19 protein-coding genes and 1 pseudogene are annotated in these 21,085 nt (G+C 39.2%); 16 read left to right on the top strand and 4 right to left on the bottom strand.

The features are described 5' to 3' along the window. Positions 1-64: 64 nt before the first annotated feature. A complete protein-coding gene (locus tag JOC76_RS14925; protein WP_205178742.1) occupies positions 65-2,479 on the top strand; it encodes a heavy metal translocating P-type ATPase in 2,415 nt (804 codons plus the stop codon). A 152-nt stretch (positions 2,480-2,631) separates the two neighbouring features. After that, positions 2,632-3,135 (top strand): DUF6803 family protein, encoded by a 504-nt coding sequence (locus tag JOC76_RS14920; protein ID WP_372441956.1) that lies wholly within the window; start codon positions 2,632-2,634, stop codon positions 3,133-3,135. A gap of 78 nt (positions 3,136-3,213) precedes the next feature. Here the strand turns inward: JOC76_RS14920 and JOC76_RS14915 are convergent, their stop codons facing one another. Continuing rightward, positions 3,214-4,107 (bottom strand): LysR family transcriptional regulator, encoded by an 894-nt coding sequence (locus JOC76_RS14915; protein WP_205178741.1) that lies wholly within the window; start codon positions 4,105-4,107, stop codon positions 3,214-3,216. Positions 4,108-4,263: 156 nt separating this feature from the next. Here JOC76_RS14915 and JOC76_RS14910 point away from each other — a divergent pair, with 156 nt between their 5' ends. The 4 genes from JOC76_RS14910 (at position 4,264) to JOC76_RS14895 (ending at position 7,923) form a co-directional block, all read left to right on the top strand. Next, complete coding sequence (locus JOC76_RS14910) at positions 4,264-4,995, top strand: SDR family oxidoreductase (RefSeq protein WP_205178740.1); 732 nt, start codon at positions 4,264-4,266, stop codon at positions 4,993-4,995. A 40-nt stretch (positions 4,996-5,035) separates the two neighbouring features. Next, positions 5,036-5,881, top strand: coding sequence for an SDR family NAD(P)-dependent oxidoreductase (locus JOC76_RS14905; RefSeq protein WP_205178739.1), 846 nt, complete (start codon positions 5,036-5,038; stop codon positions 5,879-5,881). A 101-nt stretch (positions 5,882-5,982) separates the two neighbouring features. Then, complete coding sequence (locus JOC76_RS14900) at positions 5,983-7,167, top strand: MFS transporter (protein WP_205178738.1); 1,185 nt, start codon at positions 5,983-5,985, stop codon at positions 7,165-7,167. 48 nt (positions 7,168-7,215) lie between these two features. Beyond that, positions 7,216-7,923 carry an SDR family NAD(P)-dependent oxidoreductase gene (locus JOC76_RS14895; RefSeq protein ID WP_205178736.1) on the top strand — a complete coding sequence of 236 codons (708 nt, stop codon included), beginning with the start codon at positions 7,216-7,218 and terminating at the stop codon, positions 7,921-7,923. Positions 7,924-8,003: 80 nt separating this feature from the next. Here the strand turns inward: JOC76_RS14895 and JOC76_RS14890 are convergent, their stop codons facing one another. After that, on the bottom strand, positions 8,004-8,411 hold the full coding sequence (locus JOC76_RS14890) for a MerR family transcriptional regulator (RefSeq protein WP_205178735.1): 408 nt from the start codon (positions 8,409-8,411) through the stop codon (positions 8,004-8,006). 297 nt (positions 8,412-8,708) lie between these two features. On the opposite strand from JOC76_RS14890, the gene JOC76_RS14885 reads away from it, so the two are divergent. From JOC76_RS14885 to JOC76_RS14875, 3 genes are all read left to right on the top strand, one after another. After that, positions 8,709-9,749 carry an NAD(P)-dependent alcohol dehydrogenase gene (locus JOC76_RS14885; RefSeq protein ID WP_205178734.1) on the top strand — a complete coding sequence of 347 codons (1,041 nt, stop codon included), beginning with the start codon at positions 8,709-8,711 and terminating at the stop codon, positions 9,747-9,749. 213 nt (positions 9,750-9,962) lie between these two features. Next, positions 9,963-10,556, top strand: a complete 594-nt coding sequence (locus JOC76_RS14880; RefSeq protein ID WP_205178733.1) for a YdeI/OmpD-associated family protein — start codon at positions 9,963-9,965, stop codon at positions 10,554-10,556. Positions 10,557-10,729: 173 nt separating this feature from the next. Next, positions 10,730-12,157, top strand: coding sequence for a glycoside hydrolase family 1 protein (locus tag JOC76_RS14875; RefSeq protein ID WP_205178732.1), 1,428 nt, complete (start codon positions 10,730-10,732; stop codon positions 12,155-12,157). Positions 12,158-12,219: 62 nt separating this feature from the next. Here the strand turns inward: JOC76_RS14875 and JOC76_RS14870 are convergent, their stop codons facing one another. Beyond that, positions 12,220-13,095: a MurR/RpiR family transcriptional regulator gene (locus JOC76_RS14870; protein ID WP_205178731.1), complete on the bottom strand. Its 876-nt coding sequence runs from the start codon at positions 13,093-13,095 to the stop codon at positions 12,220-12,222. Between the two features lie 474 nt (positions 13,096-13,569). Here JOC76_RS14870 and JOC76_RS30035 point away from each other — a divergent pair. After that, positions 13,570-13,892: pseudogene (locus JOC76_RS30035) on the top strand (hypothetical protein); the annotation flags it as partial. Between the two features lie 85 nt (positions 13,893-13,977). On the opposite strand, the gene JOC76_RS14865 reads toward JOC76_RS30035, so the two are convergent. Further along, a complete protein-coding gene (locus JOC76_RS14865) occupies positions 13,978-14,829 on the bottom strand; it encodes a DNA-3-methyladenine glycosylase family protein (protein WP_205178938.1) in 852 nt (283 codons plus the stop codon). 274 nt (positions 14,830-15,103) lie between these two features. Here JOC76_RS14865 and JOC76_RS14860 point away from each other — a divergent pair, with 274 nt between their 5' ends. The 6 genes from JOC76_RS14860 to kduD all read left to right on the top strand — a co-directional run bounded on the left by JOC76_RS14860 (position 15,104) and on the right by kduD (position 21,081). Then, positions 15,104-15,622 carry a methylated-DNA--[protein]-cysteine S-methyltransferase gene (locus JOC76_RS14860; protein WP_205178730.1) on the top strand — a complete coding sequence of 173 codons (519 nt, stop codon included), beginning with the start codon at positions 15,104-15,106 and terminating at the stop codon, positions 15,620-15,622. Positions 15,623-15,850: 228 nt separating this feature from the next. Next, the gene (bglB, locus tag JOC76_RS14855; RefSeq protein ID WP_239557744.1) at positions 15,851-16,936 is read left to right on the top strand and encodes a beta-galactosidase BglB; all 1,086 of its coding nucleotides are present in this window, start codon (positions 15,851-15,853) and stop codon (positions 16,934-16,936) included. Between the two features lie 17 nt (positions 16,937-16,953). Continuing rightward, a complete protein-coding gene (locus JOC76_RS14850; protein ID WP_205178726.1) occupies positions 16,954-17,967 on the top strand; it encodes a sugar kinase in 1,014 nt (337 codons plus the stop codon). Positions 17,968-18,008: 41 nt separating this feature from the next. Next, a complete protein-coding gene (gene kduI / locus JOC76_RS14845) occupies positions 18,009-18,839 on the top strand; it encodes a 5-dehydro-4-deoxy-D-glucuronate isomerase (RefSeq protein ID WP_205178724.1) in 831 nt (276 codons plus the stop codon). A 652-nt stretch (positions 18,840-19,491) separates the two neighbouring features. Next, positions 19,492-20,301, top strand: a complete 810-nt coding sequence (locus JOC76_RS14840; RefSeq protein ID WP_239557743.1) for a sugar phosphate isomerase/epimerase family protein — start codon at positions 19,492-19,494, stop codon at positions 20,299-20,301. Between the two features lie 24 nt (positions 20,302-20,325). After that, entirely contained in the window at positions 20,326-21,081 is a 756-nt protein-coding gene (gene kduD / locus JOC76_RS14835) for a 2-dehydro-3-deoxy-D-gluconate 5-dehydrogenase KduD (RefSeq protein ID WP_205178722.1), read from the top strand. Positions 21,082-21,085 lie beyond the last annotated feature (4 nt).

Below are 21,085 nucleotides of genomic sequence, written 5' to 3'. Positions count from 1 at the left end.
AGTTGATAGCACGTTTCTTTCAAAAAAAAATATACCTATATGGGGTATAAAAGGGTGGCTTTAAATGAGTCAAAATGTGAAAGAAACAAATATCCAGATCTCAGGTATGACCTGTGCTGCCTGTGCAGTAAGAATTGAAAAGGTTCTTAAAAGATTAGAAGGCGTGGAAGAAGCAAATATTAATCTTGCGATCGAGCGTTCAAATATAAAATACCATCCTGACAAAATAAATATGGAGGAAATTGAAAAAAAGATTAAAGATCTTGGTTATGAGGTAGTGAATGAAAAAGCGGAATTTGACATAACCGGTATGACCTGTGCTGCCTGTGCAACCAGAATAGAAAAGGGTTTATCGAGATTAAATGGTGTCGCAAAAGCAAATGTTAATTTGGCACTTGAAAGAGCGACTGTGGAGTATAACGGTGCGGTCCTAACGCCAGGTGAAATTATTAAAAAGGTAGAAAACCTCGGCTATGGTGCACATATAAAGGAAGATGTAATCGAAACAAGTGACCATCGTCAAAAGGAGATTGAAAAACAAACAGGGAAGTTGATCTTTTCAGCCATCCTTTCCTTCCCGCTATTATGGGCAATGGTGGGACACTTTTCATTTACCTCATTTATTTGGGTACCAAAAATGTTTATGAATCCGTGGGTGCAATTTGCTTTAGCTACTCCGGTACAATTTTTTATTGGTAAACAGTTCTATGTTGGAGCATATAAAGCATTAAAAAATAAAAGCGCCAATATGGATGTTTTAGTGGCCTTAGGAACATCGGCAGCTTATTTTTACAGTTTATATTTATCATTCATGTCGATCGGTGGTATGACGCATTCTGTAGAACTTTACTATGAAACTAGTTCTATTCTCATTACGCTAATTATTCTGGGTAAGCTTTTTGAAGCAAAGGCCAAAGGAAGGTCATCTGAAGCCATAAAAAAACTGATGGGCCTGCAAGCAAAGACAGCAATTGTGGAGAGAGACGGAGTAGAACAAGAAATCCCAATTGAGGAAGTAATAGTTGGTGACATTGTTCATATTAAACCTGGTGACAAGATACCAGTAGACGGCAAAGTCCTGGAAGGTCGTTCTGCGATTGATGAATCAATGCTGACAGGAGAAAGTGTTCCAGTTGATAAAACGATTGGTGACGAGGTAATCGGAGCAACGATCAATAAGAATGGATATTTAAAAGTGGAAGCAACCAAGGTGGGAAGAGATACAGCTTTGGCCCAAATTATAAAAGTAGTGGAAGAAGCACAGGGTTCAAAGGCACCCATTCAACGCCTTGCGGATAAGATTTCCGGTGTGTTTGTTCCTATTGTGGTTGCTCTAGCTTTATTAGCCTTTATCCTCTGGTATGTTTGGGTGGTTCCTGGCGATTTAGCTGCAGCACTAGAAAAATTGATTGCTGTGTTAGTTATCGCTTGTCCTTGTGCTTTAGGGCTAGCAACGCCAACGTCCATTATGGCCGGTTCAGGTCGTGCAGCGGAATATGGCATTCTGTTTAAGGGTGGCGAGCATTTGGAAATGACCCATAAAATTATGACAGTCGTCTTAGATAAAACAGGTACCGTTACAAACGGAACACCAGTTTTAACAGATGTATTCACGGCTCCAACTCAAACAGAAAATGAATTTTTATCATTAGTGGGATCCGCTGAAAAACAATCAGAACATCCACTAGCACAAGCTATTGTTCAAGGAATTAAGGATAAGGGGATTTCGTTAAAGGAAGTTATCGAGTTCGAAGCAATCCCTGGCTTTGGGATTAAAGCAAATGTTGAAGGAAAAGAAGTATTAGTTGGGACTAGGAAATTAATGAGTAAATACAATGTGGCAGTCGAACATGCCTATGATCAAATGAATGATTTAGAAAAGGTTGGGAAAACAGCCATGCTTGCTTCTATTGATGGTCGATATGCCGGTATGGTTGCTGTTGCTGATACCATTAAAGAAACCTCAAAATCAGCCATCAGCCGTCTAAAAAATATGGGCATTGAAGTCATCATGATTACTGGAGATAATCAGCAAACCGCGAAAGCCATAGCGAGTCAAGTGGGTATTGACCATGTTATTGCTGAAGTTCTTCCTGAAGGAAAAGCAGTTGAAATAAAGAAATTGCAAGGAGAAGGGAAGAAGGTCGCCATGGTTGGCGATGGAATCAACGATGCCCCGGCCCTTGCCATAGCAGACATCGGTATGGCTATTGGAACGGGGACGGATGTTGCAATGGAAGCAGCCGATATCACCCTTATTCGTGGAGATCTAAATAGTATTGCAGATGCCATCTTTATGAGTAAAAAGACGATTCGTAATATTAAGCAAAATTTGTTCTGGGCCCTTGCCTATAATACGCTCGGTATTCCGGTTGCTGCTCTAGGATTCCTTGCACCTTGGCTTGCAGGCGCCGCAATGGCATTCAGCTCCGTTTCTGTTGTACTCAATGCATTACGTTTACAAAAAGTCAAATTGTAAAGATGAGCATCATTTGAAAAGCCGTTATCCCATGGGATTACGGTTTTTTAGTCTTTTTCGACATTTTACACATATTCTTCAAAGTTTCTGCTAAATTTCTGCATACTTTTTTCCTATATTAGGAGTATCTGATAGATAGAGGAGAGTTAAACATGAATATGAACATGACGCATTATATGGGATTACTAGCAGACAATCAGCCTTGGAATTTATTAATTTTTATGGCGGTTCCAGTCATTTGCGCTGAGATATTGGCGATTTCAGAAATTGCTATTTTATTCACGAGAAAATTAGACGGTGCTTTGAAAAAATTAAATAAAGTAACTGGGATTTTTGCAGGAATCTATTTTACAGGTATCTTTATTTACTTAATGAAAACTGCCTATATACCGCTAACTGTTAATGGAGATTGGAAAGGGTGGATTGATGTAGTTGCTGTTACGTTCTATCTGCTTGGTATTATTCCATTCCTTGGTATGGCACTACTTGATCTAGGTCTTATTTATCGAAATAAAACGGAAGAAGAGAAACTCAAAATCCATGCCATTTTTGTTAGTATCTTCTTAGTCGTAGCTCATATTGCCATGATTTTTGGAATGATTGATCCTTCCCTGGGCTCAGGTTCTTCTGGTGGTCATGCAATGATGAATATGTAGTATTCTATCACTACATACTGAAAACATTAGTGAAACTAAAAATTTTAAGACTGTATCCCAATTTGAGGGATACAGTTTTTAATTAGAAAATTTCGCTTGAATTTCTTTTAAAAACAAATCAGCAGCAGCGGAAAAAACCTGATTCTTTTTCCAAACCATATTTAAGCCTGATTCAAGTCTTGGCTCTAGCGGTCTAAAACATAGGTTACTATCACTTGACGTATTCACTATTTTATCCAGGGTTATGGCATAACCAATGCCTTCATCAACCATAAGGGAAGCATTATAGGCAAGATTGTAGGTAGTCACGATGTTTAATTTATCAAAATCTTCCCCAAACCAATCTGCAAATTCATTTTTAGAAAATGTCTGTTTCATAGCCTGTCGTGAACAGATGAGCGGAACATTTACTAAATCCGCTGCTTGAATAGTATCTTTGCCAGCAAGAGGACTGTCCTTCCTCATCACAACACCCCAAACATCCTTGGCGGGGATATTGATATAATTGTATTTTGAAATATTAGCTGGTTGAATTAAAATACCAAAGTCAAGCAATCCTTTGTCTAGCCGTTCCGTTACATCGTCTTCGTTTCCGCTATAGAGGTGATACCGTATAGTTGGATAATGCAACTGTAAATCTTTTACTACCCGTGCAATCTGTTTCATGGCGTCTGTTTCCCCGCCACCTATATAAACATCACCACTTATGGTTTCTTCCATGGAATGAAATTCTGCCTCTAATTTATCGACCATCTCAACAATTTCTTCTGCTCTTTGTCGGAGGAGCATTCCTTCATCTGTGAGATTGATACTGTGACTACTGCGAATAAATAGTTTTTTTCCTAATTCTTGTTCAAGATCTTTTAATTGTCGTGACAAGGTTGGCTGTGTCACATGCAAAAAATCAGCGGCACCTGTAATGCTTCCCTCCCTTGCAACAGTAAGAAAATAGCGCAAAACTCTTAATTCCATTTAAAACTCCTCCTTCATAATGTTTTAGTATATCATTTTAGAAATGCCTATCAAGCATATCTTGATATAAGATATAAGTATTGGATATATACAAAAGGCACAGCTAAAATACATAACAAAGGGTCGAAACAACAGTAAGAAAGGAAGTCATATAAAATGTCTACTACTAATCAAGATAAAGTTGTTGTGATTATGGGAGCATCAAGTGGAATTGGTGAAGCAACTACTAAGAAATTGGCTGAAGAAGGAGCTAAATTAGTCATTGCCGCGCGTCGTGAGGATCGCTTGAAAGCTCTTGTTGAAACATTACCAAATGCTGATATTGCATATGTTGTTGCAGATGTTACGAATAAAGACGATGTTCAAGCAGTTATCAATTTGGCAGTCGAAAAATATGGTCGTGTGGATGTACTTTTCAATAACGCTGGAATCATGCCACAATCTCTTCTTTCAGATTTGAACGTGGAAGAATGGCGTCAAATGTTAGACATTAATGTTATGGGTGTTTTAAATGGAATAGCTGCGGTGTTACCTATCATGCAGCAACAACAATCCGGTCATATTGTGACAACCGCCTCCGAAGCGGGACATGTTGTTTTTCAACAAGGGGCTGTTTATAGTGGAACAAAGTTTGCTGTTCGTGCCATCATGGAAACATTGCGTCAAGAGGAAAGAAAAAACAATATTCGCAGCACACTCATCTCTCCAGGAACGGTAGACACTGAACTTCATCTAACCATTAGTGATCCTGAAAGACGTGAATGGATAGAAAATCTTCAACGTGAGGTAGGCTTACAAACAAGTGATGTAGCCGATGCCGTTGTGTATGCCATTGGTACACCTCCTACGGTTAATGTAAGTGAAGTTCTCTTGGTTCCGGCCAATTAAGTTGACTAATGGATATTGGGAACAATAGGAGGAATGAAATATGACTAATCATAATAAAGTTTGGTTTATCACAGGTGCGGGACGTGGCATGGGAGTAGAGTTCGTAAAAGCAGCCCTTGCCGCAGGTTACAAAGTCGTCGCCACGGGTCGTTATACCGAAAAAATAGCCAAAGTCTTTGGTGATAACGAAAACCTGCTAGTCGTAAAACTGGACGTCACCAGCCCGGCTGATGCCGAGGCGGCCGTCAAAGCTGCAGTTGATAAGTTCGGAAGGATTGACGTACTTGTTAATAATGCCGCGAACTTCTTTGGGGGTTACTTTGAGGAGTTGACCCCGGACCAAATTGACGTGCAATTAAAGACCGCCCTCATCGGTCCAATGAACGTTACCAGGAAAGTGTTGCCTGTGATGCGCAAGCAGCGTTCTGGTCACATCATCTCGATCTCATCAGGCGCTGGTCTTTCCGGATTCGAGTTTAATTCTGCTTACGCCGCGTCTAAGTTCGGTCTCGAGGGGTGGATGGAGTCACTGCAGCCTGAGGTCTCACCGTTCGGCATTCACACCACAATTGTCAATCCTGGGATGTTCCGCACCGAGCTTCTCACTATGGAGTCGGCGACCTACGCGGTTCCTTTGATTGAGGACTACTCCGGCCGCAGAGAAAGTAATCAGGATGCGTATAATGGCCAGAATAGAAAGCAAGCCGGTGACCCGGTCAAGCTCGCCGAGGCACTGATAAAAATCGCAAATGAAGAGCAGCCTCCACGTCGCTTCATTGCTGGGGCTGACGCCGTTGGCATCGCAGAGCAAAAGATTGCCGACCTAAAAGCGCAAATCAACGCCTACCGAGACATCTCGACGTCTATGGCACACGAGGATGCATAAGCTGTCAGACGGAAGTTAACTTAGTTCTTTGGGTAGAATGATTAAAATAAATGCCCCCATAGCTTTTTGGGGGCATTTTATTGAAGATAGGAGTTGTCTTTTTGACTAAACGAAATAACTTATTGATTTTTATATTAACGGTTGGAGTTTTTGGTATTTTAAATACTGAAATGGGTGTCATTGGAATACTACCCGCCATTGCTGAACACTTTCATGTCAGTATAGCAAAAGCAGGATGGCTGGTGAGTCTGTTCGCCATTGTTGTGGCAGTATCCGGTCCAACGATGCCTTTATTGTTTTCGGCAATCAATCGTAAAAAGGTCATGTTACTAGTACTCGGTGTTTTCGTATTGGGGAACATCGTATCGATATTTACAACTAACTTTACTATTCTATTAGTAGCTCGTATCATTCCAGCCTTTTTTCATCCTATTTATTGCTCTATGGCATTTACAGTAGCGGCTGCATCCGTAAGCAAAGAAGAAGCTCCAAAAGCTGTTTCGAAAGTATTTATAGGAGTATCAGCCGGTATGGTAGTTGGCGTACCAATCGCAAGTTTTATTGAAAGTGTAACTTCTTTACAGATGGCAATGGTATTCTTTGCGATTGTTAATGCTTTTTGTTTCATTGCTACTTTGCTTTTTGTACCATCTATGCCAGTTGAAGAAAGACTTTCTTATGGTACACAAATTTCCGTATTAAAAAAATCGATTACATGGCTATCCATCGTGACTGTCATTTTATTGAATTCGAGCGTATTTGGGGTTTATAGTTATCTTGCTGATTATTTGAAAACTGTGACGAATATCCCTACGAACACCATTAGTATCATATTATTCGTATACGGCGGAGCCAATATTATTGGAAATATTGTGGCAGGGAAAATCCTATCTAAAAATGCAAACAAATTTGTCGCAGTTTTTCCTTTTATATTAGGGATCGTTTACATCCTATTATTCCTATTTGGACAGTTTACCTTACCTATGGCGTTCATTACTTTAATTTGGGGAATATTAGGTGGAGTAGGGGGGAATATCAATCAATATTGGCTTGCGTCTTCAGCTCCCGAAGCGCCTGATTTTGCCAACGGCTTATTTATATCATCCTGTAACGTAGGAACAACCATTGGTGCAGCTGTAGGCGGGTTATTCATCTCAGAAATGGGCACACAATACGTTGTATTAGTAGGAATCCTATCATTGATATTAAGCTTGGTAACTATTTTTCTAAGAAATTATATATATATTCCTACAAAGCAAATCTCCTCTAAGGAGTTTACCCTATAAGGTTTATCGATCACACTCAGGTCAAAGAACGAGAAATGGAGGATTTAAATGGCACACGATAAACAGGTTGCACTTGTAACAGGTGGAAATCGAGGAATTGGATATGAGCTGGTTAAGCAATTGGCGTTGAAAGGCTTTCAGATCATTTTGACAAGCCGGGATCCAAAGAGGGGGCATGAAGCGGCGCAAAAACTGAAGGAATTCAATCTGGACGTTTCTGTGGTGGAGATGGATGTAAATAATCAAGAAAGTATCCATCAAGCAGCAATGACAATAAATGAGCGGTATGGAAGATTAGACGTATTGATTAATAATGCTGGCGTGTATCTGGAGGAGAATAAAAAGTTAGTAGCATTGGACCCTTCCATTCTGGAGCGAACAATGGCAACCAATTTCTTTGGTGCGTACCATGTTATCCGTTCCTTTATTCCTCTCATGGAAAAACAAGGCTATGGGAGAATTATTAATATATCTTCAGAATATGGGGCGATGAGCGATTTGTCCTATCCAGGGGTAGGCGCATATAAGTTGTCTAAATTCGCCCTTAATGGATTGACACAATTGGTAGCTGCAGAAATCAGTGGAGATATCAAAATAAATGCAGTCGATCCGGGCTGGGTAAGTTCAGATATGGGTGGGCCGTCTGCTCCTAGAACACCAAGGCAAGCAGCCGAGCTTATCCTATTGTTAGCGACGACTGGACCTGAAGGACCTAACGGGGGATTCTTCAGGGATGGAAAACAAATTCCTTGGTAAACATTGGTGAATGGTCGAGAATTTTTTCTTGAAATTTATACTGAAAATTCAAACGGCTCAGTCCAGTACTGAGCCGTTTACTATGAGATCTCTATTTTATTGTTTTTATGAATATCTTCCGTTCCGGCATCCAATGCAGTCTTGTAATAGCTGCATTTATGCTCGATAACTTCCAATGTGTTTTTTAATTCTTCTATCTGTGCTTCTACAATAGCTTTTCGATCGATAAACATGTCATATCTTTGTTGCAATGTGGAATCCCCTTCTGAACACCAATCAAAGAAATTTTTAATTTCCTTAATGGGCATCCCAGTGGATTTTAGACATTCTATTACTTTTAAGGTGCTGATATCGGATTCTTTAAACCGCCGTGTTCCGTTTGGTGTCCGTTCTACAAAAGGCATAAGCCCCTCCTTATCGTAGTAACGTAAGGTATATACTGTAAGATTCAATTCATTTGCAACTTCGCTGATCGTGTATGTCTTCATCATTTATCTCCAATTCTTAATGATATAAACTTCGAGTTAACTCTATGAATGAAGGAAATTTATCATGTTGTGTGCTAAATGTCAAATGATAACTTACAAGGAAAGTAGAATTAAAGATATGAAATTTTTTTTAAAATAGGTATTGACTTAGAGTTAACTATAGGGATTAAGATTGTTTTGCAAGAGAATAAAAAGCAGGGTAGAAATGAAAGAAAGGGAATTTGAACCTAAGTCATTCATTTATGCCCGAAATAAGCGTATCCTCTTGAAAATACATAAATATTGGAGGTTTTTTTAATGATAACTGCTAAAGCAAGAGCTGTAGATGGTCCTGATAAACCGTTTCGAGCTGCTGAAATTAAAAGACGAGACCTTGATTTGCATGATGTTCTGATTGAGATTAAATATGCTGGCATATGCCATTCTGATATCCATACTGCTCATGGTGAATGGGGTCCTGTGAATTATCCACTCGTGCCTGGACATGAGATTGCGGGAATTGTTACCGAAGTAGGAGCAGAGGTCACAAAATACAAGGTCGGTGACCGGGTCGGTGTCGGATGTATGGTTGACTCCTGTGGCGAATGTGAAAATTGCCGTAATGGTGAGGAACAATACTGCCTCAATGGAAATGTTCCTACCTACGCTGGTGTTGACAAATACGGTGAGCCTACTCAAGGTGGCTATTCAACTCACATAGTCGTAACGGAGGACTTCGCAGTCAGAATTCCTGACAGCATTGGGCTTGATGCTGCAGCACCATTACTTTGTGCAGGTATTACGACATATTCTCCATTAAACCATTGGGAGGCTGGTCCAGGGAAGAAAGTAGCGGTTGTTGGTATGGGTGGTCTTGGTCATATGGCTGTCCAAATTGCACATGCCATGGGTGCCGAGGTAACCGTTCTTTCACAATCATTGAAGAAAAAGGACGATGGCTTGGAATTAGGAGCAGACCACTACTATGCCACAAGCGATCCAGAGACATTTAAGAGTCTGGCGGGTTCATTCGACCTTATCATTAATACAGTAAGCGCTAAGATCGATATTAGTGCCTACCTTTCGTTGTTGGCACTAGATGGTACAATGGTTAACGTCGGTGCGCCAGCGGAGCCATTGTCACTTAACGTTTTCTCACTAATCGGTCATCGCCGTTCATTTGCAGGTTCAATGATTGGAGGCATCCGTGAGACTCAGGAAATGTTGAATTTCTGTGCAGAACATAAAATTGTTCCTAAGATTGAAGTCATTTCTGCCGACCAAATTGACGAAGCCTACGAACGCGTATTGGCTTCAGATGTGAAGTATCGATTCGTAATTGACACTAGCACCATTTAAGTTCCTTAAATAATCATTTTTAATGGTAATTTCGAGGATGTCCAATTAGCCTAGCTTTTTGGACATCCTTTTTTATATGTTGCTTCAAATTAGAATCAGGTCCAAAATGATTTATGCAGTTTGTGTATGATTTGTAGAAGGATAAGAAGATACAAATAAATGGGTTTGAGACATTTCACTTAACGATATAATTTATTTTAGGAGGAGATAACGATGACAAACAGTAAAATGAATCCTAAGGTAGATGAATTTTTAAGTAGGGCTAAAAAGTGGAAGGAAGAATATGAAAAGTTGAGAGATATCATTCTTGACTGTGGGCTGACCGAGGAATTTAAATGGATGCATCCTTGTTACACTCTTGAGAACAAAAATATCGTTTTAATACATGGATTTAAAGAATATTGTGCGCTTCTGTTCCACAAAGGTTCCTTATTAAAGGATCCACGTGGGATTTTAATCCAACAAACGGAGAATGTACAGGCGGCGCGCCAGATTCGTTTCACCAATGTTCAAGAAATAGTTGCCATGGAAACCATCTTGAAAGATTATATTTATGAAGCCATTGAAGTAGAAAAAGCCGGTTTGGAAGTGAATTTTAAAAAGAATTCAGAATACATAATTCCTGAAGAATTTCAAAAAAAATTGAATGAAATTCCAGCCTTGAAAACTGCTTTTGAAGCATTAACCCCGGGACGGCAAAGAGCATATCTTCTTCATTTTTCGGGGCCCAAACAAGCCAAAACTCGTGAGTCAAGGGTTGAAAAATGCATGCCGCAAATTCTCAATGGAAAGGGATTAAATGATTAGTCTTATCATTGTGCAACAAAATTTCATTCGAAGGTTAAAGATGGCCATTCTATAAAACATCCAACCAACTTGCTCCTAGAACGTTTACAACCTCAGAGGTGAATCTTATACTTACGTTATCAATTTACAACTACAGGTAATTGAAATAGATAAGTAACTTGGAGGTTCACATCATGGGAAATCAGTTTAAGGAAAACTTTCTATGGGGAGGAGCTGTCGCTGCCAATCAGGTAGAGGGAGCATACAATGTTAACGGCAAAGGGTTAAGTACGTCAGATGTCGTTCCCAATGGTCTGATGGGAGAGAAGCATTTTAAAGTTGAAGAAAATGTATATTATCCTAATCATGATGCGATTAACTTTTACTATAACTATAAGGAAGATCTCGCTTTAATGGCCGAAATGGGCTTTAAATGTTTTAGAACCTCCATCAATTGGACGAGAATTTTTCCAAATGGGAATGAATTGGTTCCAAACGAAGAAGGACTGAAATTTTACGATGACCTATTCGATGAAATGCTTAAATTAGGCATGGAGCCGGTTGTCACGATCTCTCATTATGAGACCCCTTTATATTTAGTTGATCATTATGGCGGATGGATGAACCGTAAACTAATAGATTTTTACCTGAATTATTGTGAAGTCATCTTTAATCGTTACAAGGACAAAGTTAAATATTGGATGACCTTTAATGAGATTAACGCTATTCATTTTATCCCTTTTGCAGCAGGAGGAATCAGGATTCCTGAAGGTGAAAATAAACTGCAGTATGTGTTTCAAGCGACCCACCACATGTTTCTTGCCAGCAGCCTTGCTGTTCAATTGGGGCATAAAATCAACAAAGACTTTCAAATTGGATGTATGCTGACATTAAGTACTATGTACCCGGCTACATGTAAGCCTGAGGATGTACTCGGCACCTATCAGATGAAAAGACGTTCTTGGTATTTCAGTGATGTCATGATGAGAGGGTATTATCCTAGTTATGCCAAGGACGTATGGAAGCAATATGATGTGGTTGTTGAAATGGAAGACGGTGACGAAGAAATCCTAAGAGCGGGGACTTGTGATTACATCGGTTTCAGTTATTACAGAAGTTCTTTATATGAAGATGGAATGGCCATTATGGGAAATACGGCAGGTAATACGGGAAGCAGTAACCCATATTTAGAAACGTCACCATGGGGCTGGCAAATTGACCCTAAAGGTCTTCGTCTGGTATGTAATGAAATCTACGACCGTTATCAGGCTCCATTGTTCATTGTTGAAAATGGTCTTGGCACGATTGACGTTGTAGAGGAAGACGGAAGCATAAACGATGATTATCGAATTGAATACACAAAAAATCATCTTAAAGAAGTATATATGGCTATGCAAGAAGGCTGTGATATTATCGGCTACACTTATTGGGGATGCATCGATTTAGTAAGTGCGGGAACAGGAGAAATGAAGAAACGGTACGGCTTTGTCCATGTTGACAAAGATAATGATGGTAACGGGACGTTAGCAAGAACAAAGAAGAAGAGTTTCGAATGGTACAAAAAAGTGATTGCAAGTAATGGTGAATGTTTGTTCGAAGAACCAGTCATTTCTCATTCCTAAGTGATTATTGTGGATTGGATTATTTGGCTGCATAAGCGGATCTGCCGTTTATGCAGCCTTTCTTAGTTATCTTCATCCAGCTGAGTTGGAGCATTGTAGAAGGAAGTAATTCTAGCAATTCTAGTCGAATAGTCTTTATTTTCCTCATAGTCTTTTCCGAAAATACCAGCATAAATAAAGTCTAAAATCATCAAAATGGAAATTCTCGACGAAAAGGTACCAATTTTAGAATAGACATTTTCTTTGGAAACTACGTTTAAAGAAACGTCGCTATATTTAGACAAAGAATTATTTCGCATACTGGTAATGCTGACAATAGGCGTGTTGGATTGTTTTAATATCTCAGCGTATTTTAGAACAGTATCATTTTCACCTGTATAGGAAATGATGAGGGCACAATGTGTTTCAGTGGAACGTGCAGCGTTAAATAACTGGTCTAGGTCATTTAGCGGCATCTCCACACGCCGGTTGATTCTTCTTAATTTGTAGTTAAAATCTGCGGCCATATGAATATTAATTCCGGTGCCATAGATATCAATGACTTCCGCTTGAGATAACATCTGAATTGCTTTTTCATATTGATCCAGTTCCACAAGCAGAAGCGTCTCATTAATAGCTTCCAATTGTAATTTAGACATCTTTTGGATGATAGTATTAAGATCATCCCCGGCATTAAAGGGATAGTTGGCATCAATATCATAGGTCGGGATGCTCATTTGACTATCATTTGCAAATTGAATCTGAAAATCATGATAACCAGAGAACCCAAGTTTTTGACTTAGCCGGACGATGGTAGAGGCTGAACTATGTGTAGCTTTTGCCAATTCTTTGGCTGTCGATTTTAACACAATATCCGGATTTTTAAGGATGAACTCAACAATAATTTGTTCGGTTTCTGAGTAATCCGTATACTGTTTTAATTTTTTTAAAACATTCATGATAGATCAATCCTCTTTTAAAATAGGCTTAATAATTTCATTTTATTTTAGCATGATTGTATATTAAGCCCAACTATTAGCTTGTTTATTTTCCTCATCACTTTTTCTAAACTTCCACATGTTTAAATAATATTAATCATCCCTTTTTTTATTGGCTATTCGCAGGTTATTGCTAGAGAAAAAGGATGTAAAAATTTGATGTAGATTAGTTATGCCTTGAAGATGTAAAATACTTCAGTTGGTAGGAGATGTATTTTGTGATTTGCTTCAACCAAAATACGTCGCTCATATTGTTAACTTTGGAGTCGTCAAACGAGATTTTCAGGCAATTCATCATTCAGCCGGAATGATGATATTGGTTACTTTCCTAAGATTATTGGTGGTGCTGGCTGTAATGTCTTTGCAAGTCGTGCTGCACAGAATTTTGGTGCGGACATAAGAGAGGCGCTTTACACAAAGGTTCAAACCTTTTCTTTTATTAGAAAGCTCCCTAAAGGGTACGATACGGCAATATGCGCCGGGGACAGTAATCTAAGTCAAGGCCAAAAGCAACTTTTGACCATCGCAAGAGCTGTGCTTGCCAATCCTTTGGAGAACTAGTTTTGTGATTGCTCGGGTTGGGTACCATTCGAGAGGCTGACACGATCCTCATAATCGATAATGGAGAAAGCATCGAAAAAGGACCGCATGAAGTGTTATTAAAGAGGAATGGATTTTATTTCAATCTTCATCAAAATCAATTGAAAGAAAATTGCTATATACAAAGAAGAGTGTCCTTAAAATTTATCTTACTTTAATTAGGACACTCTTTTTCCTTAAACAGGTTTAGGTTTGCTTGACCTTTTTATATTTAGCATGTTCATAAATTTAGTTTAAAAGGAACTAATAGAGAACCCTCCATAAGTAAAAAGTGGCATAAGCCTGCCAGCCTGACCAGTTTAATGAAAGCTCATGAAGCGCATCTTTTGTGGGCTTTTTTTCGGAGCTTTTTAAGAATTTTATAGCGTTATGTAATCCAACATCATCAATCGGAAATGCCGTGGGAAAACGAAGGCAGCGCATTAAGACATAATTCGCTGTCCATGGACCAATCCCACGAATCTTGATTAAGCTTTTTTCAGCATCTTTGAAATTCATTTTCATTAGTGATTCTTTAGAAAGTTCACCTCTTTCCATTAACTGTGCAATGCCGATAATGTATTCACTCTTTTTTACAGTCATTTTAATATCGGCTAAATCCTCAGGAGTTAATTTCGCAATTTCTTTAAAAGAAGGGAAAATCCAATATTTTTTATCACCCATTTCGATCGATGAACCAAATTTTTCAACAAACTGTCTTTTTAATGTGTAGGCAAATGCTAAATTAATTTGCTGCCCTAAAACTCCCCAACAGAGAGCCTCGAATAAATCAGGTACACCGATAACTCTTAAGCCATGAAAATCTTGAACAGGTATCTTTAAGAGCGGGTCCGCTTTTGCCAGTTTATAAAAAGGAGTTAAATTTCGATTTAAATCAAACCATTCTCGAATGAAGCGAACCACCTCGACCTGTTCTTCTGGAGCTGTTGGCAAAGAATCAATAAACTGAACAACCATCTGATTATCCTGATCCACTTGTATATGAATTAGTCTGTAGTTTTTCCCTGTATCAATCGCTCTTGTAATGGACAGATCTTCGATTTGAAACATACATTCATTATTGTTTCGACCTAAATAACCAAGGTTTGCCTCCATATTAAAATCTTCTGGTAAATCAATAATGATCTTTGTTTGATCGTTTATATTTGCATTAGTCAATTAAATCAGCCCAATCTATTTTCTCTTTTAACTTAAATATGAAGCCTTTATTTTGCCCTTCAATTTTGTAAATCACTATTTGGATTAATAGTACGTTATAATAATAAGGTGTCAAAAGCGTTTAATTAGAATTATATCAAATGGACAATAGCGGTAATTATGTAGAAGTAATTTTTCTATTATTAATTATTTAATATGGAGGAATTGGACAGTGAAACCTCAGACGAAGTCGACTATTTATTGGTCATTTTTAGATTATAAAGATTGGAAGATGTATATGGCGGCTACCTCGAAGGGGCTTTGCTATGTTGGTTCTCAGAATAGGCCGTTTGAAGAGTTAGCAGCATGGGCAGAGAAACGATTTCCTGGATGCCCGCTTGTTGAAAGTCAGGAAGAGCTACTAAAGTATGAGAATGAATTAATCGAATATCTCGATGGAAAACGAAAGGGCTTTACGTTTCCGTTTGATTGCCATGGAACGGACTTTCAACAAGCGGTATGGAACGCATTATGTGAGATTCCCTACGGAGAAACTAAGTCCTACTCAGAAATTGCTCATATAATAAATAAGCCGGCAGCCGTTCGGGCTGTTGGAACGGCAATTGGTGCAAATCCTGTCTTAATATCGATTCCTTGTCATCGCGTAGTAGGAAAAAATGGATCGCTAACAGGTTATAGAGGCGGATTAGAGATGAAGACTCGGCTGTTAAAATTGGAAAAGCAATGCTAATAGAGTTAGAAAAAAGGCCTGACAACTTATTTATCAATAAGTTGTCAGGCCTTTTTTATTGAATATATGGAAAGTAGTTTCAAGAAAACACTGTTTTTTAATAAAAGAAAACGGAATTTTAAATTTAATATAAAAAAGCGTTTCCATATAATTAAAAGTGAGTCCTTAACAGTAAATATAAAAAAATGCTTGTCCATAAATAACATTCAATCAGTGGAGGTAGTTAAATTGCACAGACTTGACATTGAGAAAAAAATAGAATTGTTAATTGATAACCTAGTGAACTTGAATGATCCAGATGGGAAGTATGCCATTCCACTTGCCGATGGCAGAAAAATAGACAATAAGAGCTTTAATTACTGGGAATGGACAGCAGGTGTTGGACTCTATGGAATGATGAAATATTATCAATTAACCAAAAATGAAAACGTATTAAATATTATTATCAAGTGGTTCGATGATCAATTTAAGGAAACTCCGGTTGAAAAAAATGTAAATACAATGGTACAAATGTTAACGCTTGCTTATTTGTACGAAGAAACCAACAATCCTACGTATCTTCCATACTTAGAAACTTGGGGGGATTGGCTCTATCACGATATGCCAAGAACAAAGGATGGCGGGATTCAGCATGTTGTATTCGGCTCGGAGAACTATCAACAGTTATGGGATGACACCTTAATGATGAGTGTTTTACCACTAACTAAAATCGGTTTATTACTGAATAAGCCGGAATATATTGAAGAAGCAAAAAAACAATTCTTGGTACATATTAAATATTTGTTTGATAAAAAGACAGGGCTTTGGTTCCATGGCTGGACATTCGAAGGAAACCATAACTTTGCGGAAGCATTATGGGGACGCGGAAATTCCTGGATAACAATCGCAATTCCTGAGTTTTTAGATCTAGTCAATTTACCGGACAACGATCCTGTTCGTCAAATATTAATAGATACATTAAATAGACAGATTGAAGCGCTTGAAACACTCCAAAATGAAAACGGTTTATGGCACACATTGCTGAACGACCCTACCTCCTATGTAGAAGCATCATGTACGGCAGGGTTTGCTTTTGGAACCTTAAAAGCGGTTCGGAAACGTTATTCCGATCAAAAATATTTAAACATGGGACTAAGAGCGATTCAGGCAGTGCTTGAAAATATTGATGGAAATGGTGAACTAAAGCATGTTTCTGCAGGTACGGCGATGGGAGAAACCAAAGAGTTTTATAAGGAAATATCTGTTACTGCTATGCCTTACGGACAGTCAATGGCAATACTCTCATTAGTAGAATACTTGTATTACAGAATATAGGCAGAGGGGCTTTTCAAATGAAAAAAATTGTGACTCTAGGAGAGATCATGCTGCGTCTCTCTACTAAATCAGGAGAAAGACTTTTTCAAACGGATAACCTGCTTATGCATTATGGAGGTGCGGAGGCGAATGTTGCGGTTTCACTTTCACAGTTTGGTCATGACGTCAAATTTGTCAGCAAAATCCCAAACAACCCCCTGGGTGCGGCGGTGGAAAGGCATTTAAAATCTTACAGTGTAGATACTAATTCTCTAATAAAAGGCGGAGAAAGGTTAGGAACCTATTATCTCGAAAGCGGTGTTGGCGGAAGAAGTGCTCAAGTTACTTATGACCGTAAATATTCTAGTTTTTCTCAATTATCCAAGGAAGAATTGAATTTAGATGAAATATTTTGTGATGCCGATTTGTTTCATGTGACCGGAATCACCTTAGCCTTATCACCAGCCTTAAGAGAATTGGTTTTATTGGCAGTAAGGACAGCCAAGGAAGCAGGAGTTATAACCAGTCTCGATTTTAATTACCGGGCATCGTTATGGAGCCAACAAGCTTGCTCGGAAGCCATAAAGCCACTTCTTGGTTACATAGACATCTGTTTCTGCGGAGAATTGGATGCTGTTCATTTATTAGCTATCAAACCTGCAAGTGAATCCCTTTTAAAAGATGAAAAGCTGAAATACTACTATGAAAAAATAAATGAGTTGTACCCAAATATTCGATACATGGCTTCGACTTTCCGGACCGTTCTTTCGGCTTCAACCAATAAATTGCAAGGAAACATCTATACAAAAGGTGAATTGTTTCAATCCAAAGAGCTTTTGATTGATCATATAGTAGACCGAGTAGGCGGCGGGGACGCCTTTGCGGCTGGCGTTATGCACGGCATTCTAGAAAGATGGCCATTATCACGCACCATTTCCTTTGCATCTATGGCATCCGCTCTCAAGCATACCATTCATGGAGATTGCAATGCCTTTAAAGAGGAAGAAATAATGAAAGTTCTTGATCAGGAAGCAGGTAAAATTGTCCGTTAGGGCTTTTATAAAAATAGTTTCAAAGAAAAGGAGAATGAAATATGGAAACTCGTTATGCACATCATCCGGATGATATGAAGAAATATAATACTGAGGAACTAAGAAGAGAATTTTTAGTAGAAACACTCTTCGAAGTGGATCAAGTCCATCTAACATATACCCATGTGGACCGCATGATATTCGGAGGCGTTACACCGGCAGAAAAGGAATTGACCATTAAGCTTGATAAAGAGCTAGGTGTTAGTTATTTCTTGGAACGCCGTGAGCTTGGAATAATTAATATTGGCGGAGACGGACTAGTTATTCTTGATGGTGAAGAATATGATATGCAGCGTTATGACGGACTCTATGTAGGAATGGGAACGAAAGAAGTGTTATTTAGATCAAATGACCCTAAAAATCCAGCAAAATTTTATATTAATTCTACCCCTGCTCATCATAAATATCCTACTGTCAAAATTGATATTAATGAAATCAAACCACTAGAGGCAGGCAGCCCTGGAACGTTAAATGAGCGGAAAATTCACCAATATATTCATCCAAATGTATGTGAGTCCTGCCAGCTTCAAATGGGATTAACAATGTTATCACCTGGAAGCGTATGGAATACCATGCCATGCCATACACATGAACGCCGTATGGAAGTTTATTTATATTTTGATATGGAACCGGAAACTCGTGTCTTTCACTTCATGGGTAAACCGGATGAAACAAGACATTTGGTTATGAAAAACGAACAAGCAGCCATCTCCCCAAGCTGGTCCATTCATACAGGAACTGCTACAAGCAATTACACCTTTATTTGGGGGATGTGCGGCGAAAACATCACATATGATGACATGGATCATGTCAAAATGGAAGACTTAAGGTAATTTACATCTAGGAATAAGTTAACTATCGGATAAGGGAGAGTAACTATTGGATAAGGTGGAGTTACTCTCGATAAGGGGAATTACTCTCGGATGAGGGGAGTTACTCTCGGTTGAAGTGGAGTAACTCTTGGATAAGGTGGAGTTACTCTCGATAAGGGGAATTACTCTCGGATGAGGTGGAATTACTCTCGGATAAGGTGGAATTATTTTCGATAAGGGGAATTACTCTCGGATGAGGTGGAATTACTCTCGGATGAGGTGGAATTACTCTCGGATAAGGTGGAATTATTCTCGATAAGGGGAATTACTCTCGGATAAGGTGGAGTAACTCCCGGATAAGGTGGAGTAACTCTCGGATGAGGTGGAGTAACTCTCGATAAGGGGAATTACTCTCGGATGAGGTGGAGTAACTCTCGATAAGGGGAATTACTCTCGGATGAGGTGGAGTAACTCTCGGATGAGGTAGAGTAACTCTCGGATGACGTGGAGTAACTCTCGATAAGGGGAATTACTCTCGGATAAGGTGGAGTAACTCTCGGATAAGGTGAAATTACTCTCGGATAAGAAGCAGTTATTCTCGGATAAGCTCGTTTTACTCTCGAAAAACAGAAAGTAGGTAATCTATTTGAACCTTGGTATAAGAGCGCATGATTTGGAAAATCGCCCCTTGGAGGAGTTGGTAAAAGAAATTTCCGGTAAAGGACTCACATCTGTGCAATTAGCTTTAAGTAAATCCTTTGATTATATAAAGCCCGAGCCCTGGACACTTAGTCCTGGTTTGGCACATCATATTGGCACAGCGTTCGCGCGAAAAAATGTTCAAATCGCAGTATTAGGCTGTTATTTTAACATGATTCATCCTGACCATGGAGAACGGAGAAAAGGGATTGAGCGTTTTAAAGAGCATATCCGCTTTGCCAGGGATTTTGGCTGCAGTATAGTGGGGACCGAAACGGGTAACGTCAATCCTGAAATTGTTTATACAGTTGAAAATTTTAAGGAAGAGCCATTTCTGGAAGTGGTTGAAAGTGTTCGGGAACTAGTGCGGGAAGCAGAGAAATTTGGAGTCATTGTGGGTATTGAAGCGGGTGTGAATCATCCGATTTATTCTTCGAAAGCGATGAAACGGCTTTTGGACATGGTCAATTCCAATAATCTTCAAGTAATTCTTGATCCTGTCAATCTATTAACGATTGATACTTATCATGATCAGGACAAAATTATCCAGGAAGCATTTGAACTGCTTGGTGACAGAATGGTCATCCTCCATGCCAAAGATTTTGTTGTAGAGGCTAACCAATTGAAGACAGTGGCAGTTGGCCAGGGACTATTAAATTATGATGTTGTGTTGAAACAGGTTAAACAGAAAAAACCGTATCTCAATATTTTAATGGAAGAAACGACAGAACCTTTTATTAATGAAAGTCTCGTGTTCTTAAAAAATAAGTACGAACAAGCCTAAAAAGACTTGTAAGGAGGAAGTAACATGAAATCTTTATTTTCATTAGAAGGGAAAGTGGCCCTTATCACTGGTGCAAGCCGGGGACTTGGTCAAGGCATGGCAATTGGTCTAGCCGAAGCGGGGGCAACCGTCATAGGTGCAGGCATGAGCGATATGTCAGCAACTCGTGAGCAGATTGAAGCAATCGGCGGAACTTTTCATGACCTTAAAATAGATTTGTCCAAGCAAGGGGCGCCAAGTGAGCTTGTTGTTGAAGCATTATCCGTTGCCGGACAAATTGATATTTTAGTAAACAATGCCGGCATCATTCGTCGTGCACAAGCGGAGAATTTCTCAGATAAGGATTGGTATGAAGTCATTAATGTCAATCAACATGCCGTTTTCCAATTATGCCGTGAAGTGGGCAAACATATGATTGAAAAAGGCTCAGGGAAAATCATTAATATTGCCTCCATGTTATCTTTCCAAGGGGGATTACGTGTACCTGCTTATACAGCCAGCAAACATGCGGTGGCAGGTCTGACAAAATCATTTGCCAATGAGTGGGCAGGTAAAGGTGTGAATGTAAACGCGATTGCTCCTGGTTATATGGCGACAGATAATACGGCGCCCATCCGCGGAGATGAAGGACGCAATGCAGCGATTACCTCTAGGATTCCACAAGGGCGCTGGGGGACTTCGGAAGATCTAAAGGGAGCAGTTATTTTTCTAGCTTCTGAAGCCTCAAATTACGTAAACGGTCACATCCTAGCAGTAGATGGCGGCTGGTTAAGCTCTTAATATT

The organism is Neobacillus cucumis, assembly GCF_016908975.1.
Taxonomy (GTDB): domain Bacteria; phylum Bacillota; class Bacilli; order Bacillales; family Cytobacillaceae; genus Neobacillus; species Neobacillus cucumis.
This window is presented reverse-complemented; position numbering and strand designations above follow the sequence as displayed.

Excerpts from the sequence above, each read along its gene's own strand:
- JOC76_RS14925 (WP_205178742.1), top strand. The coding sequence starts at position 65 with ATGAGTCAAAATGTGAAAGAAACAAATATCCAGATCTCAGGTATGACC.
- JOC76_RS14920 (WP_372441956.1), top strand. The coding sequence starts at position 2,632 with ATGAATATGAACATGACGCATTATATGGGATTACTAGCAGACAATCAG.
- JOC76_RS14915 (WP_205178741.1), bottom strand. The coding sequence starts at position 4,107 with ATGGAATTAAGAGTTTTGCGCTATTTTCTTACTGTTGCAAGGGAGGGA.
- JOC76_RS14910 (WP_205178740.1), top strand. The coding sequence starts at position 4,264 with ATGTCTACTACTAATCAAGATAAAGTTGTTGTGATTATGGGAGCATCA.
- JOC76_RS14905 (WP_205178739.1), top strand. The coding sequence starts at position 5,036 with ATGACTAATCATAATAAAGTTTGGTTTATCACAGGTGCGGGACGTGGC.
- JOC76_RS14895 (WP_205178736.1), top strand. The coding sequence starts at position 7,216 with ATGGCACACGATAAACAGGTTGCACTTGTAACAGGTGGAAATCGAGGA.
- JOC76_RS14890 (WP_205178735.1), bottom strand. The coding sequence starts at position 8,411 with ATGAAGACATACACGATCAGCGAAGTTGCAAATGAATTGAATCTTACA.
- JOC76_RS14885 (WP_205178734.1), top strand. The coding sequence starts at position 8,709 with ATGATAACTGCTAAAGCAAGAGCTGTAGATGGTCCTGATAAACCGTTT.
- JOC76_RS14880 (WP_205178733.1), top strand. The coding sequence starts at position 9,963 with ATGACAAACAGTAAAATGAATCCTAAGGTAGATGAATTTTTAAGTAGG.
- JOC76_RS14875 (WP_205178732.1), top strand. The coding sequence starts at position 10,730 with ATGGGAAATCAGTTTAAGGAAAACTTTCTATGGGGAGGAGCTGTCGCT.
- JOC76_RS14870 (WP_205178731.1), bottom strand. The coding sequence starts at position 13,095 with ATGAATGTTTTAAAAAAATTAAAACAGTATACGGATTACTCAGAAACC.
- JOC76_RS14865 (WP_205178938.1), bottom strand. The coding sequence starts at position 14,829 with ATGGAGGCAAACCTTGGTTATTTAGGTCGAAACAATAATGAATGTATG.
- JOC76_RS14850 (WP_205178726.1), top strand. The coding sequence starts at position 16,954 with ATGAAAAAAATTGTGACTCTAGGAGAGATCATGCTGCGTCTCTCTACT.
- kduI (WP_205178724.1), top strand. The coding sequence starts at position 18,009 with ATGGAAACTCGTTATGCACATCATCCGGATGATATGAAGAAATATAAT.
- kduD (WP_205178722.1), top strand. The coding sequence starts at position 20,326 with ATGAAATCTTTATTTTCATTAGAAGGGAAAGTGGCCCTTATCACTGGT.